Here is a 12454-nt window from a genome sequence, read left to right on the forward strand (position 1 = left end):
GGCGACAAGGTCATCTTCAGCAAGTACGGCGGCACCGAGGTCAAGTACGACGGCCAGGAGTACCTCATCCTGTCCGCTCGCGACGTCCTCGCTGTCGTTTCGTGATCTGACGCCCCGGCGCCCATCTGCGGGCGCCGGGGCCTCTCACGTTTCAGCCACCCGTCGCAACCCATGATTTTCGAAAGAAGCTGACAATGCCCAAGATCCTCGAATTCGACGAGAACGCCCGCCGCTCGCTCGAGCGCGGTGTCGACAAGCTCGCCAACACCGTCAAGGTCACCCTCGGCCCCAAGGGCCGCTACGTCGTCCTCGACAAGAAGTGGGGAGCCCCCACGATCACCAACGACGGCGTGACCGTCGCGCGTGAGGTCGAGCTCGACGACCCGTTCGAGAACCTCGGCGCCCAGCTCGCCAAGGAAGTCGCCACCAAGACCAACGACGTCGCCGGTGACGGTACGACCACCGCGACCGTGCTGGCCCAGGCCATGGTCCACGAGGGCCTGCGCGCGGTTGCCGCCGGCGCCAACCCGGTCGGCCTCAAGAAGGGCATCGAGGCGGCCGTCGAGGCCGTCGTCAAGCGCCTGCACGAGGTTGCCCGCGACGTCGACTCCGTCAAGGACATGACCGACGTCGCGACCGTCTCGTCGCGTGACGGCGTCATCGGCCAGCTCATCGCCGAGGCCTTCGACAAGGTCGGCAAGGACGGCGTGATCACGGTCGAGGAGTCCAACACGATGGGCACCGAGCTCGAGTTCACCGAGGGCATGCAGTTCGACAAGGGCTACCTGTCGCCTTACTTCGTGACCGACACCGAGCGCATGGAGACCGTCCTCGACGATCCCTACATCCTCGTCAACCAGGGCAAGATCTCGTCGGTCAGCGACCTGCTGCCGATCCTCGAGAAGGTCGTCCAGGCCGGCAAGCCGCTGTTCATCATCGCCGAGGACGTCGAGGGCGAGGCACTCTCGACGATCGTCGTCAACAAGATCCGCGGCACGTTCACGTCGGCGGCCGTCAAGGCGCCCGCGTTCGGTGACCGTCGCAAGGCCATGCTGCAGGACATCGCGACCCTCACGGGCGCGCAGGTCGTCACGCCCGACGTCGGCCTCAAGCTCGACACGATCGGCCTGGAGTCGCTCGGCACGGCTCGTCGCGTCGTCATCACCAAGGACGACACCACGATCATCGACGGCGGCGGCGACAAGGCCGAGGTCGACGGCCGGGTCAGCCAGATCAAGGCCGAGATCGAGAACACGGACTCCGACTGGGACCGCGAGAAGCTCCAGGAGCGCCTCGCGAAGCTCGCCGGCGGCGTCTGCGTCATCAAGGTCGGCGCGGCCACCGAGGTCGAGCTCAAGGAGAAGAAGCACCGCATCGAGGACGCCGTCTCGGCGACTCGCGCGGCGATCGAGGAGGGCATCGTCGCCGGTGGCGGCTCGGCTCTCGTCCACGCCGTGTCGGTGCTCGACGGCAACCTCGGCCTGACCGGTGACGAGGCGGTCGGTGTCCGCATCGTCCGCATCGGCGCCGACGCCCCGCTCGAATGGATCGCCCGCAACGGCGGCGTCTCCGGCGAGGTCGTCGTCAACAAGGTCCGCGAGAGCGGCCAGGGCTACAACGCGGCCACCGAGGAGTACGGCGACCTGGTCGCCCAGGGTGTCCTCGACCCGGTCAAGGTCACGCGTTCCGCGCTGGCCAACGCCGCGTCGATCACCGCGATGCTCCTCACGACCGAGACGCTGATCGTCGAGAAGCCGGCCGAAGAAGCCGCCGACGCACACGCGGGTCACAATCACTGAGAGCCGGACCGCTTGATGGCGGGCCCCACCTCCGGGTGGGGCCCGCTTCTGCGTTCCCGGATAGATTCGTCCGGGTGAGCGCTCCACGGCACGACTTCGACGGCGTACGTGCCGAGCTCGAGCTCCCGCCGGCCGCCGAGACGGACCGCTTCCCGTCCGACGCCCTCGCCGAGGCCGCGACGATCGCCGCAGCGGTGCGCGACGGCGTCGAGGACGCAACCGGGATCCCCTTCGTCACGATCGACCCACCCGGCGCCCGTGACCTGGACCAGGCGATGTTCCTCGAGCGTGTGGGCGACGGGTTCCGGGTCACCTACGCGATCGCCGATCTGGGCGCGGCGATCCCGCCGGGCGGCGCGGTCGACACCGAGGCACGCCGTCGTGGCCAGACGATCTACCTGCCCGACGGCCGGGTGCCTCTGCACCCGCCGACGATCTCGGAGGACTCGCTGAGCCTGCTCGTCGACCAGGTCCGTGGTGCCGCAGTGTGGACCATCGATGTCGCGTCCGACGGCACGTTGAGCAACGCGTCGGTGCGCCGCGCGCTCGTGAGATCAGTCGCCCAGCTCGACTACGAGGGCGTGCAGAAGTCGTTCGACGCCGGCTCCCCGCACGCGTCGCTCGAGCCCCTCGCCGATCTCGGCCGCCTTCGCCAGAAGGTACGCGTCGCCCGTGGCGCGATCGAGCTCGCGCTGCCGGAGCAGGAGGTCGAGCGCGACGGTGGCGGCTCCTCGGCAGGCTCGGGACGAAGCTGGCGGGTCGTGATGCGCGTCCGGACGGAGGTCGACGGGTGGAACGCCGAGGTCTCCCTGCTGACCGGCATGGCGGCCGCCCGACTGATGCTCGACGCCCAGGTCGGCCTCCTGCGTACGCTCCCGCCTCCGGACGATCGGGCTCTGGCCGGATTCCTCAGCACGGCGCGTGCCCTCAAGGTCCCGGTGACCGACGGCGCGACCCCGGCGGAGGTGCTCGTGGCACTCGACCCGGAGCTGCCGGCATCCGTCGCGCTCATGACCGAGGCGACCCGGATGCTGCGCGGGGCCGGTTACACGGCATTCGACGGACCGGTCCCGGCGCAGGTCGACCATGCCGGTGTCGGTGGTCCGTACGCCCACGTGACCGCTCCGTTGCGGCGACTGGCCGACCGGTTCGGCACCGAGGTCTGCCTGGCGATCTGTGAGGAGCGACCCGTGCCCGAGTGGGTGCGTGACGCGCTGCCGGAGCTGCCGGGGATCATGACGACGTCGGACCAGCGCGCCTCCAGGGCCGATCGCACGTGCATCGACCAGGCCGAGGTGTGGTCGCTCTCCGGTCGCATCGGCGAGTCGTTCGAGGCGGTCGTGATGCATGCCGACCGTGACGGTGGTGAGGTCGTGCTGCTGGATCCGCCGGTGATCGCCCGCTGCCGCGGCGCCGGCCTGCACGAGGGCGAGCGGGTCAGCATACGTCTGGCCGCGGTCGACGAGCGCCGCCGTGAGGTCGAGTTCACATATGGGGCGGCGTCACGGCGCTAGCCACTTAGGTTAGGCTGCCCTTATGAAACTAAGACTCCTCGCGACTCTTGCCATGCTCTCTCTGCTGACCCTCGCTGCGTGCGGCTCGTCGGCGTCCAATGCCGAGGGCTCCGGCCCGTGGACCTACAAGGACGATCTGGGCACCTCGATCTCGCTGGACCAGGCGCCGAAGCGGCTCATCGTGCAGTCGTCGGTCGCGGCGGCGCTGACCGACCTCGGCCTCGGCGACAAGATCGTCGGGACGTTCGGGCCGCTCAAGAACGCCGACGGCGAGCCGGACTCGCAGGTTGCCGGCCTCGACATCGGCAAGGCGACCGACGTCACGGGTGGCGGCGAGTACGGCTCGATCGACCTCGAGAAGGCCGCAAGCCTCAAGCCCGACCTCGTCGTCACGAGTGCCTACCTCGAGAGTGATCTCTGGTACGTCAACGACGCGACCGCCAAGAAGCTCGAGCAGCTCGCGCCGATCCTGGTCGTGAGCTTCGACGGCAAGACGCTGCCCGAGATGCTCGACTCGACGGAGCGGGCGGCCAAGGCGCTGGGCGCCGACGTGGACACGGACGCCGTCACCAAGGCGCACGACGACTTCACCGCTGCGGCAGGCAAGGTCGAGCAGGCCGGCAAGGACCTCGGCGCCAAGAAGATCGTCGTCGGCTCACCGGCCAAGGACGTCTTCTATGTCTCCAACCCCGAGGTCAGCCCCGACCTGAAGTACTGGCGCGACCAGCTCGAGCTGCCGATCACGGTGCCCACGAAGCCCGACGAGGGTGGCTACTTCCAGACGTTGAGCTGGGAGAAGGCCGACCTCTATCCCGCCGACGTGATGCTCTACGACGACCGGGTGGGCAAGGCCGGCCTCGCGATCCTCGACGACCAGCCGGTGTTCCAGACGCTCCAGGCCGCGAAGGACAAGGCGTACATCCCGTGGACGTCGGTCGCGCCGCCCAGCTACCGGGCGTACGCGGACATCATGAACCGCCTCGCCACCGAGCTGGAGAAGTATGCGAGCTAGGAGGAGCGACGCCCGTCGAGTCCGGCCAGCACGATGTCGAGCTTCCGGTCGTACCAGCCGCGTCCGCGCCAGACCTCTTCGGTGTCGTAGGCCTTGAGGACCGGCACCCGGGGACCGTCGGCGTGGCTCTTCTCGATCGCCTTGAGCCGGCGCATCTCGGCGGAAGCCGTCAGCGCCAGCGTGATGACGAACTCGACGGCCACGGCGGCGTCCTCGAGCTGGAAGCCCTGGCCCTTGAGCGACTCGATGTACTGCTCGATCCGCTCCTCGACCGAACGAGGCGACTTCGGTGCGCCCAAAGCAGCCGTGTCGAGGCCCGGATGGTCCTCGCACATCTGCCAGATGGTCTCGCCGATGCCCTTGAGCAGGTCCTGCCAGGGCAGGTCGGCGTCCGGCCAGGTCGCTGCGACGATCGCCTTGTCGAGGGCGCGGATGAGCAGGTCATCTCGATCCTCGACGTAGCGGTACAGACCGGAATGAGCTACCCCGAGCCGACGGGCTACCGACGGCATGCTGAACGTGGCGATTCCGTCGTCAAGTGCGGCCTGCGCAATGACGTCGACAGTGAGCGCCCGCGGGCGCCCTGGCTTGCGGTCCATCAGATCATCATACTGCGGGTACGGGTTCAATGCGGGCTGATCTGTGACGCCGGTCGCACAGCGCGCTCAGGGCCGCGGCCGCGATTCGTGGGGGCGATAGGATGTGGCAATGGAGCACACGGGCATTCCTGACAAGTTTGCGTCCCTCGGACTCACGTACGACGACGTCCTTCTGCTGCCCGGTTTCTCCGATCTCAACCCCAGCGAGATCGACACGACATCTCGCCTGACGCGTGAGATCAACCTCCGGATCCCGCTGATCAGCGCCGCGATGGACACCGTCACCGAGTCGCGGATGGCGATCGCGATGGCGCGCCAGGGTGGCATCGGCGTGTTGCACCGCAACCTGTCGCTCGAGGACCAGGCCTACCAGGTCGACCTGGTCAAGCGCACCCAGACCGGCATCATCTCCAACCCCGTGACGATCGGCCCCGACGCGACGCTCGAGGAGCTCGACCGGACCTGTGGCGAGTACCGGGTCTCGGGCCTTCCTGTCGTCGACACCGACAGCCGGCTCCTCGGCATCATCACCAACCGCGACCTGAGGTTCACCCCGGTCGCCGAGTGGGCCACGACCAAGGTCGACGAGGTCATGACCCCCATGCCGTTGATCACGGGGCACGTCGGCATCGCCCGTGAGGACGCGACGCTGCTGCTGCGCAGGCACAAGCGGGAGCGGCTCCCGCTGATCGACGACGACGGCCGGCTCGCGGGTCTCATCACGGTCAAGGACTTCGTCAAGTCCGAGCAGTTCCCCCACGCGACCAAGGACGCCGACGGTCGCCTGATGGTCGGCGCCGCGATCGGCTACTTCGGCGACGCCTGGGAGCGCGCCACGACCCTGATCGACGCGGGCGTCGACGTGCTGGTCGCCGACACCGCCCACGGCCATGTCCGGATGCTGCTCGACATCGTCAAGCGGCTCAAGACCGACCCGGCGACCCGCCACGTGCAGGTCATCGGCGGCAATGTCGCGACCCGCGAGGGCGCCCAGGCCTTCGTCGACGCCGGCTCGGACGCGGTCAAGGTGGGCTTCGGGCCGGGCTCGATCTGCACGACCCGGGTCGTCACGGGCTGCGGCGTCCCGCAGATCACCGCGGTCTACGAGGCGTCGCTGGCCGCCAAGCCGGCCGGCGTGCCGGTGATCGCGGACGGCGGACTGCAGCAGTCGGGCGACATCGCCAAGGCGTTGGTCGCCGGCGCCGAGACCGTCATGATCGGCTCGATGCTCGCAGGCGTCGAGGAGTCCCCGGGCGAGGTCGTCTTCGTCAACGGCAAGCAGTTCAAGGCCTACCGCGGCATGGGCTCGCTCGGCGCGATGAGCAGCCGGGGCAAGAAGTCGTACTCCAAGGACCGCTACTTCCAGGCCGAGATCACGAGCGATGACCAGATCGTGCCCGAGGGCGTCGAGGGCCAGGTCGCCTACCGCGGCCCGCTGTCGGCCGTCGCGCACCAGCTGATCGGCGGGCTCAACCAGTCGATGTTCTACGTCGGCGCGCGTACGATCCCCGAGCTGCAGGACAAGGGCCGCTTCGTCCGCATCACCTCGGCGTCGCTCAAGGAGAGCCACCCGCACGACATCCAGATGACCGCCGAGGCACCCAACTATTCGTCCTCGCGCTGAACGGCGCCGGCGACCGAGGCGTGGTGGCGGGACGCCGCATCGGGACCACCGTTAGCCTCGAGAGGTGACCATTCGCAAGAACGTTGCCGTCTTCATCGACGCCGAGAACCTGTTCAAGGGCTACGGCAAGCTCGACATCCCCGATGTGTCGATGGAGGACATCCTCAACCAGATCGACAAGGCCGCATCGCAGGAGGCGGGAGCCAACGGCATCGCGGTCGCGCGGGCGTACGCCGACTGGAACGCGCTGGGCCTCGAGGACTATCGCCGCGACGTCGAGCGGAGCCGGGTCGAGACGGTCCAGGTCTTCTCGGTGGGCAAGGCCGAGAAGAACGCCGCAGACATCGTGCTCGTCGTCGACTGCCTGCGAGTCGCCGCAGACCTCGACCACATCGAGGTGTTCGTCCTGGTGTCGGCCGACGGTGACTTCGTACCGCTCGTGCGCCGCCTCCACGAGCTCGACAAGTACGTCGTCGGCGCGACCCTGTCGAACCATCCGGTCAACTCGGTGCTCGAGAAGGAGGTCGACCAGTTCGTCGCACTCAAGGTCACGCCGGTCCCTCCGGTGGCGGCGTTGAAGCCGGTGTTCTCCTCGGGAGAGCAGGGCAAGGCGACGGCGCAGCCCCGCAAGGCAGCGGCGAAGAAGATCGTCGAGGAGCCACCGGCGAGACAGGCGCCGGCCAAGCAGGCGCCCGCGAAGAAGGCAGCAGCCAAACAGCAGGAGCCGGCGAAGAAGAAGCCGGCAAAGAAGGTCGAGCCTGCGCCGGACAAGAGCGCAGCGCGCGCCGGCGCCAAGCCGGAGTGGCACAGCATCGCCAAGGAGATCCCGGTGGTCCACCAGGGTCCGGCGACGTCGCCCGACGACTACAAGGCGATCATGAAGAAGGTCCTCTCCGAGCCGAAGGTGCGCAGCTACCTCGACCAGCTCGCCAACCACGGCGGAACGCTGCCGATCCTCGCGATGGCCATCAAGGCGGCGGCGCCACAGGTCAGCCCGTCCAATGCCAAGGTCAGCACGCTGTCCCGTGCGCTCCGGTTCGCGCTGGCCGGCACGCCGTACGCCCTGGCGCGCGAGAGCGACGACGTGCAGCCGGTGCTCGTACGCCGCTCGAGCAAGCCGACCGGCATGCTTCCCGACCTGACGCTCGACGACATCCAACGCGGCGTCCAGTAGGTCAGCCGGTCGGCACCGAGCACTAGTCTGTACGCATGGCAGACATCGAGATCGGCACGGCCAAGCGCGGTCGCCGTGCGTACTCCTTCGACGACATCGCGATCGTCCCGAGCCGGCGCACGCGCGACCCTGAGGAGGTCTCGACGGCGTGGCAGATCGACGCCTACCGGTTCGAGCTGCCGGTCATCGCGGCGCCGATGGATTCGGTCATGAGCCCCGAGACGGCGATCGCCCTCGGCAGGCACGGCGGGCTGGGCGTGCTCGATCTCGAGGGCCTGTGGACGCGCTACGAGGATCCGGAGAAGCTGCTCGAGGAGGTCGCGGGCATCGACGGACCGCTGGCGACCAAGCGGCTGCAGGAGATCTACGCCGAGCCGATCAAGGCCGAGCTGATCACCGCTCGCCTGCAGCAGATGCGCGAGTCCGGTGTCACGGTCGCTGGGGCGTTGTCACCCCAGCGCACCAAGCAGTTCGCCGACGCCGTCGTCGACGCGGGCGTCGACCTGTTCGTCATCCGTGGCACCACGGTGTCGGCCGAGCATGTCTCGGGCCAGACCGAGCCGCTCAACCTCAAGGAGTTCATCTACGAGCTCGACGTCCCGGTCATCGTCGGTGGCTGTGCGACCTACCAGGCCGCGTTGCACCTCATGCGCACCGGCGCGGCCGGCGTGCTCGTCGGGTTCGGTGGCGGTGCGGCCCACACGACGCGCAGCGTCCTGGGCATCGCGGTGCCCATGGCGTCCGCCGTCGCTGACGTCGCCGCGGCCCGTCGCGACTACCTCGACGAGTCGGGCGGCCGCTACGTCCACGTCATCGCCGACGGCTCGATCGGCCGCAGCGGCGACATCGCCAAGGCGATCGCCTGCGGAGCGGACGCCGTGATGATCGGGTCCCCGTTCGCCCGGGCCGTCGAGGCCCCCGGGCGCGGGTTCCACTGGGGCGCCGAGGCGTGGCACCCCGACCTCCCGCGCGGCGCCCGCGTCGAGATGGGCACGGTCGGCGACCTCGAGTCGGTGCTGTTCGGGCCGTCATCCGTCCCTGACGGCACGATGAACCTCATCGGCGCGCTGCGTCGCGCCATGGCGACGACGGGCTACACGGACCTCAAGGAGTTCCAGCGGGTCGAGGTCGTCGTCGGGTGACCGACCTCGAGCGGGTGCCGTTCGACCACCCCGACGCCGTGGCGCTGCGCGCCGAGCACGTCGCATACGGCAACCAGCTCTACGCATCCGATCCTTCGTCGGTGCACCGGTCGGGATCGGAGGGCATCGAGCCGGCATCCGTCGTCGCGACGGTCGTGGCGTACGACGACGACGGTCCCGTGGGCCATGCGTGCCTGCGCGAGCTAGACGGTGAGCTCGAGATCAAGCGCATGTACGTCGTGCCGAACCGTCGCGGGCAGGGCATCGCCGACGAGCTGCTCGCGGCGATGGAGCAGACCGCTCGCGACGAGGGCGCTCGTCGGGTCATCATCCACACCGGCGACCAGCAGCACGCGGCGTTGAAGTTCTACGACCGGCACGGCTACACCCCGATCCCGGTCTACCCGCCGTACGAGGAGGTCACCTACTCGCTGTGCTTCGAGAAGCTGCTGTGATTCGGGTCGAGTCGATCCACGTCTATCCGGTCAAGGCCACGGGACCGGTCGACCTGGCATCGGCTCGCGTCGAGCTCGCGGGGCTGCGCGATGACCGCCGCTGGGCCGTCGTCGACCCGCAGGGCGTCAGGCTCAACGCGACGACGCACGGCCGCCTGCTCACGGTCACCGCGACGCCCGAGGAGTCCGGTGCGCTGACGCTCGCGGCGCCGGGACTGGAGCCGCTCACGGTCGCCGTTCCCCACGGTGGCCCGGTCATCCCGGTCAACGTCACCAGGCTCGCCACGATGGTCGATGCCGGCGACGCCGCGGCGGCGTGGTGCAGCCGGCTCCTCGGGGAGCCGGTACGCCTGGCGTGGCAGGACGACCCGGCTCGCCGTCCTGTCTCGGAGAATCACGGCGGTCTCGGCGCCGAGCCGCTGAGTCTCGCCGACACGGGGCCGCTGCTGCTCACGACGACGTCGTCGTTGGCCCAGCTGGAGGCCTGGATCGCCGAGGACCACGAGCCGCAGACCATGGTGATGCGACGCTTCCGGCCCAATGTGGTCGTCGACGGCTCGGACGTCCCGTTCGCCGAGGACGACTGGCGCGGCATCCACATCGGCGACGTGCCCTACCGGTTCGCCGAGCACTGCGACCGGTGCGTCGTCACGACGATCGACCCGGTCACGCTGGCGCACGGCAAGGAGCCGATCCGTACGCTCGCGCGGTACCGCAAGTGGTCCGGCAAGACGTGGTTCGGCATCCGGATCATCCCGCTCGCGACCGGCAAGATGTCGGTCGGCGACGAGGTCACGGTCGCCTAGGTTGCCGTCGCTCGCAGAGCCGTTTCACACGACGTTGAACCAGGTCTGCAGTCGCGGGATCCGGCGCAGGACCAGCTGATCGAGCAGCAGGGCGATCAGCAGCGTGATGCCGAAGAACGGCAGGAACACGCCGAGGGCGACGATGCCCACCGCGAGCAGCGGGGTGCCACGCATCGGCATACGACCCCGGGGTGCGGCGATGGAGCCGGACTTCCTCGGACGCCGGCGCCACCACATCAGGGGACCCGACACGCACATGAAGATGATCATGAGGCACGACAGCGCCGCGGCCCAGAAGCTCACCGACCCGAGGCTGCGGCCCTCGTGCAGGCCGATGCCCTGCGAGACGACCTTCGCCAGCACGGGGTAGTCGGCATAGCCGTACGTCCCGACGGCCTGCCCGCCGTACTGGTCGATGTGCACGGTCTTCTCCCGTGACGGGTCGTGGAACGCGTAGCTGATGGCAGAGAACACACCCTTGTCGTCGGCAGGCAGGGCGATCGTCAGCGGGTGCTGCAACTCCGCGCGGTCGGCGACCGCGACCGCGGTGTCGACGTTCGCGACTGACACCTTGTCAGCCTTGGCCGACTCGGGAACGGTCTTGTCGCCCTGGGCCCATGGGATCTCGTGAGCGTGGCTGTGCGGCAGCGACTCGTCCAGCGTCGAGCCGGGCTTCGACACCGCGCCCGGATCGGTGCCCCACATCGAGTTGCTGTTGTGGGTGGCCATGGTCTGGGCCTGCTTGCCCCAGAACCCGGTCCAGGGCAGCCCGGACACCAACAGGACCAGGAGGCTGACACCGACCGCGGACCCGATCAGGGCGTGGCGGCTGCGCATCGCAGCGCCGGCGGCGCCCGAGACCTTGCGACGGAGGCGCGCGGCTCGGCCGCGGATGAACAGGTAGTAGCCGGTCAGCGCCATGACGATTGCCCAGCAGGCGCCGAGCTCGATCACCATGTCGCCCTTGGTGCCGAGCATCAGGTCCGCGTGGAGCCGGACCGCCATGCCGCTCAGCGTCGTGTCGGGGTTGAGGTCGCCCAGCACCTCGCCGGTCCACGGATCGACGTACGCGTCGCGGCTCGAGCCGTCCGGCAGGCTCAGGTAGAAGTCGGTCGACCGGTCGTCACCCTTGGGCTCGGTCATCGAGGCGATCGTGGCGTCGGGATACGCCTTGGCGACCGCCGCCCGCTGGTCCTCGTACGGCACGTACTCGCTCACGCCGACCGGTCGCTCGACCTTCATGACGTCGGCGTGCATCAACGGCTCGAGCTGGAACCGCAGCAGGTAGATCAGCCCGGTCGTGGCCAGCACCAGCAGGATCGGCACGACGACGAACGCGGCATAGAAGTGCCAGCGCCAGAACGCCCGGAACAGGCCACCTCGGGGCTGCTTCGACCGGTCAGCCCGGCGCTCGGGCGTGAGGGTGTCAGTCGCCATCGGGATCGACCTCGGACGCCGCGGTGTGTGGCCGGGAGGCCAGCAGCAGGAGGCAGAACACGACGATCGACGTGGAAAGGCCGAGCAGCAGGAGGAGCGGGTCCAACGACGCCTCGGACTGGTCCGCGGTGGTCGCCGCGTACGCCGCGCCCGGCGCCGCCGACTCGGTCGTGGGTGTCGGGGTCGGCGTCGCGTGGGTCGCGGACGGCGCGGTCGCGGTGTGGCCCGTGGTGGGGGCCGGAGCCGGCTTCGTGTCGGCGGGCGCGGGCGCGACCGCCTTCGCGTTGGCGGTGACGTTCGCCTTCATGTCCGGGTGGACGCTGCAGGTGTACGAATAGGAGCCGGGCCGGGTGAACGTGTAGCTCCAGCTCTGGCCCTCGGTCAGCATGGGCGAGCGGAACTTCACCGGCCCGTTCGTCACGACGACGTCGTGCGGGACGCTGTCCTTGTTGGTCCAGGTGACGGTGTCGCCCTGCGAGATGCCCATCGAGCCGGACCCGTACGCGTAGTTCTTGATCGTGATCTGGTGCGTCGTCGCGGAGGCCTCCGAGGCTGGCGACACCAGGAGGGTGAGGGCCGTGAGGAGGCTGGCGAGCAGGACCCGCGGACCCTTGCGCGAGGTGGAAAGAGGAGACGACATGGAATGTCCTTCCGAGGCTGGTGGGTCCGGTCATACTTGGTGCGTGGTGGTCCGGCCGGTTGCGACTCGGCCGGACCACCACACCAGGCGTGCTGCTAGCAGGAGCTCAGGTCCTCGCCGGCGAGCGGTTTGAGCATGTTCTCGAGCATCACGGTGTGCGTCTTGGCGTACTGGTCGATCGCGAGAGCGTCAGCCACCTGCTGGCCCGGGCTCGTCTCGAGGTGTGCCGCGTAGACGTGCTGCAGGAACGTG

Annotated in this window: 11 protein-coding genes and 1 pseudogene; 9 read left to right on the forward strand and 3 right to left on the reverse strand. The window is 69.0% G+C overall.

The window, feature by feature from the left end:
- From V6M46_RS12990 to V6M46_RS13005, 4 genes and pseudogenes are all read left to right on the forward strand, one after another.
- Positions 1–105, forward strand: a pseudogene (locus tag V6M46_RS12990) (co-chaperone GroES); the annotation flags it as partial.
- A gap of 89 nt (positions 106–194) precedes the next feature.
- A complete protein-coding gene (groL, locus tag V6M46_RS12995) occupies positions 195–1799 on the forward strand; it encodes a chaperonin GroEL (RefSeq protein WP_332665768.1) in 1605 nt (534 codons plus the stop codon).
- A gap of 74 nt (positions 1800–1873) precedes the next feature.
- On the forward strand, positions 1874–3313 hold the full coding sequence (locus V6M46_RS13000; protein ID WP_332665771.1) for an RNB domain-containing ribonuclease: 1440 nt from the start codon (positions 1874–1876) through the stop codon (positions 3311–3313).
- Positions 3314–3335: 22 nt separating this feature from the next.
- Positions 3336–4325: an ABC transporter substrate-binding protein gene (locus V6M46_RS13005; protein ID WP_332665774.1), complete on the forward strand. Its 990-nt coding sequence runs from the start codon at positions 3336–3338 to the stop codon at positions 4323–4325.
- Here V6M46_RS13005 and V6M46_RS13010 read toward each other — a convergent pair.
- Complete coding sequence (locus tag V6M46_RS13010) at positions 4322–4924, reverse strand: TetR/AcrR family transcriptional regulator (RefSeq protein WP_332665776.1); 603 nt, start codon at positions 4922–4924, stop codon at positions 4322–4324. The two genes, V6M46_RS13005 and V6M46_RS13010, sit on opposite strands and share 4 nt — an antisense overlap.
- Positions 4925–5033: 109 nt before the next feature.
- Between V6M46_RS13010 and guaB the strand changes: the two genes are divergently transcribed.
- The 5 genes from guaB (at position 5034) to V6M46_RS13035 (ending at position 10125) form a co-directional block, all read left to right on the forward strand.
- The gene (gene guaB, locus V6M46_RS13015) at positions 5034–6548 is read left to right on the forward strand and encodes an IMP dehydrogenase (RefSeq protein ID WP_332665779.1); all 1515 of its coding nucleotides are present in this window, start codon (positions 5034–5036) and stop codon (positions 6546–6548) included.
- 64 nt (positions 6549–6612) lie between these two features.
- A complete protein-coding gene (locus V6M46_RS13020; protein WP_332665783.1) occupies positions 6613–7722 on the forward strand; it encodes an NYN domain-containing protein in 1110 nt (369 codons plus the stop codon).
- 35 nt (positions 7723–7757) lie between these two features.
- Positions 7758–8864 (forward strand): GuaB3 family IMP dehydrogenase-related protein, encoded by a 1107-nt coding sequence (locus V6M46_RS13025; RefSeq protein ID WP_332665786.1) that lies wholly within the window; start codon positions 7758–7760, stop codon positions 8862–8864.
- Positions 8861–9319: a GNAT family N-acetyltransferase gene (locus V6M46_RS13030; protein ID WP_332665788.1), complete on the forward strand. Its 459-nt coding sequence runs from the start codon at positions 8861–8863 to the stop codon at positions 9317–9319. The genes V6M46_RS13025 and V6M46_RS13030 overlap by 4 nt, the downstream gene beginning before the upstream one ends.
- Entirely contained in the window at positions 9316–10125 is an 810-nt protein-coding gene (locus tag V6M46_RS13035) for an MOSC domain-containing protein (RefSeq protein WP_332665791.1), read from the forward strand. Before V6M46_RS13030 ends, V6M46_RS13035 begins: the two co-directional genes overlap by 4 nt.
- A gap of 24 nt (positions 10126–10149) precedes the next feature.
- Here the strand turns inward: V6M46_RS13035 and V6M46_RS13040 are convergent, their stop codons facing one another.
- The gene (locus V6M46_RS13040; RefSeq protein ID WP_332665793.1) at positions 10150–11562 is read right to left on the reverse strand and encodes a PepSY-associated TM helix domain-containing protein; all 1413 of its coding nucleotides are present in this window, start codon (positions 11560–11562) and stop codon (positions 10150–10152) included.
- Entirely contained in the window at positions 11552–12202 is a 651-nt protein-coding gene (locus V6M46_RS13045; protein ID WP_332665796.1) for a plastocyanin/azurin family copper-binding protein, read from the reverse strand. The genes V6M46_RS13040 and V6M46_RS13045 overlap by 11 nt, the downstream gene beginning before the upstream one ends.
- Positions 12203–12454: the final 252 nt, after the last annotated feature.

The sequence above is a fragment of the Aeromicrobium sp. genome (assembly GCF_036676885.1).
Lineage (GTDB): Bacteria > Actinomycetota > Actinomycetes > Propionibacteriales > Nocardioidaceae > Aeromicrobium.

Excerpts from the sequence above, each read along its gene's own strand:
- groL (WP_332665768.1), top strand. The coding sequence starts at position 195 with ATGCCCAAGATCCTCGAATTCGACGAGAACGCCCGCCGCTCGCTCGAG.
- V6M46_RS13005 (WP_332665774.1), top strand. The coding sequence starts at position 3,336 with ATGAAACTAAGACTCCTCGCGACTCTTGCCATGCTCTCTCTGCTGACC.
- V6M46_RS13010 (WP_332665776.1), bottom strand. The coding sequence starts at position 4,924 with ATGGACCGCAAGCCAGGGCGCCCGCGGGCGCTCACTGTCGACGTCATT.
- guaB (WP_332665779.1), top strand. The coding sequence starts at position 5,034 with ATGGAGCACACGGGCATTCCTGACAAGTTTGCGTCCCTCGGACTCACG.
- V6M46_RS13025 (WP_332665786.1), top strand. The coding sequence starts at position 7,758 with ATGGCAGACATCGAGATCGGCACGGCCAAGCGCGGTCGCCGTGCGTAC.
- V6M46_RS13040 (WP_332665793.1), bottom strand. The coding sequence starts at position 11,562 with ATGGCGACTGACACCCTCACGCCCGAGCGCCGGGCTGACCGGTCGAAG.
- V6M46_RS13045 (WP_332665796.1), bottom strand. The coding sequence starts at position 12,202 with ATGTCGTCTCCTCTTTCCACCTCGCGCAAGGGTCCGCGGGTCCTGCTC.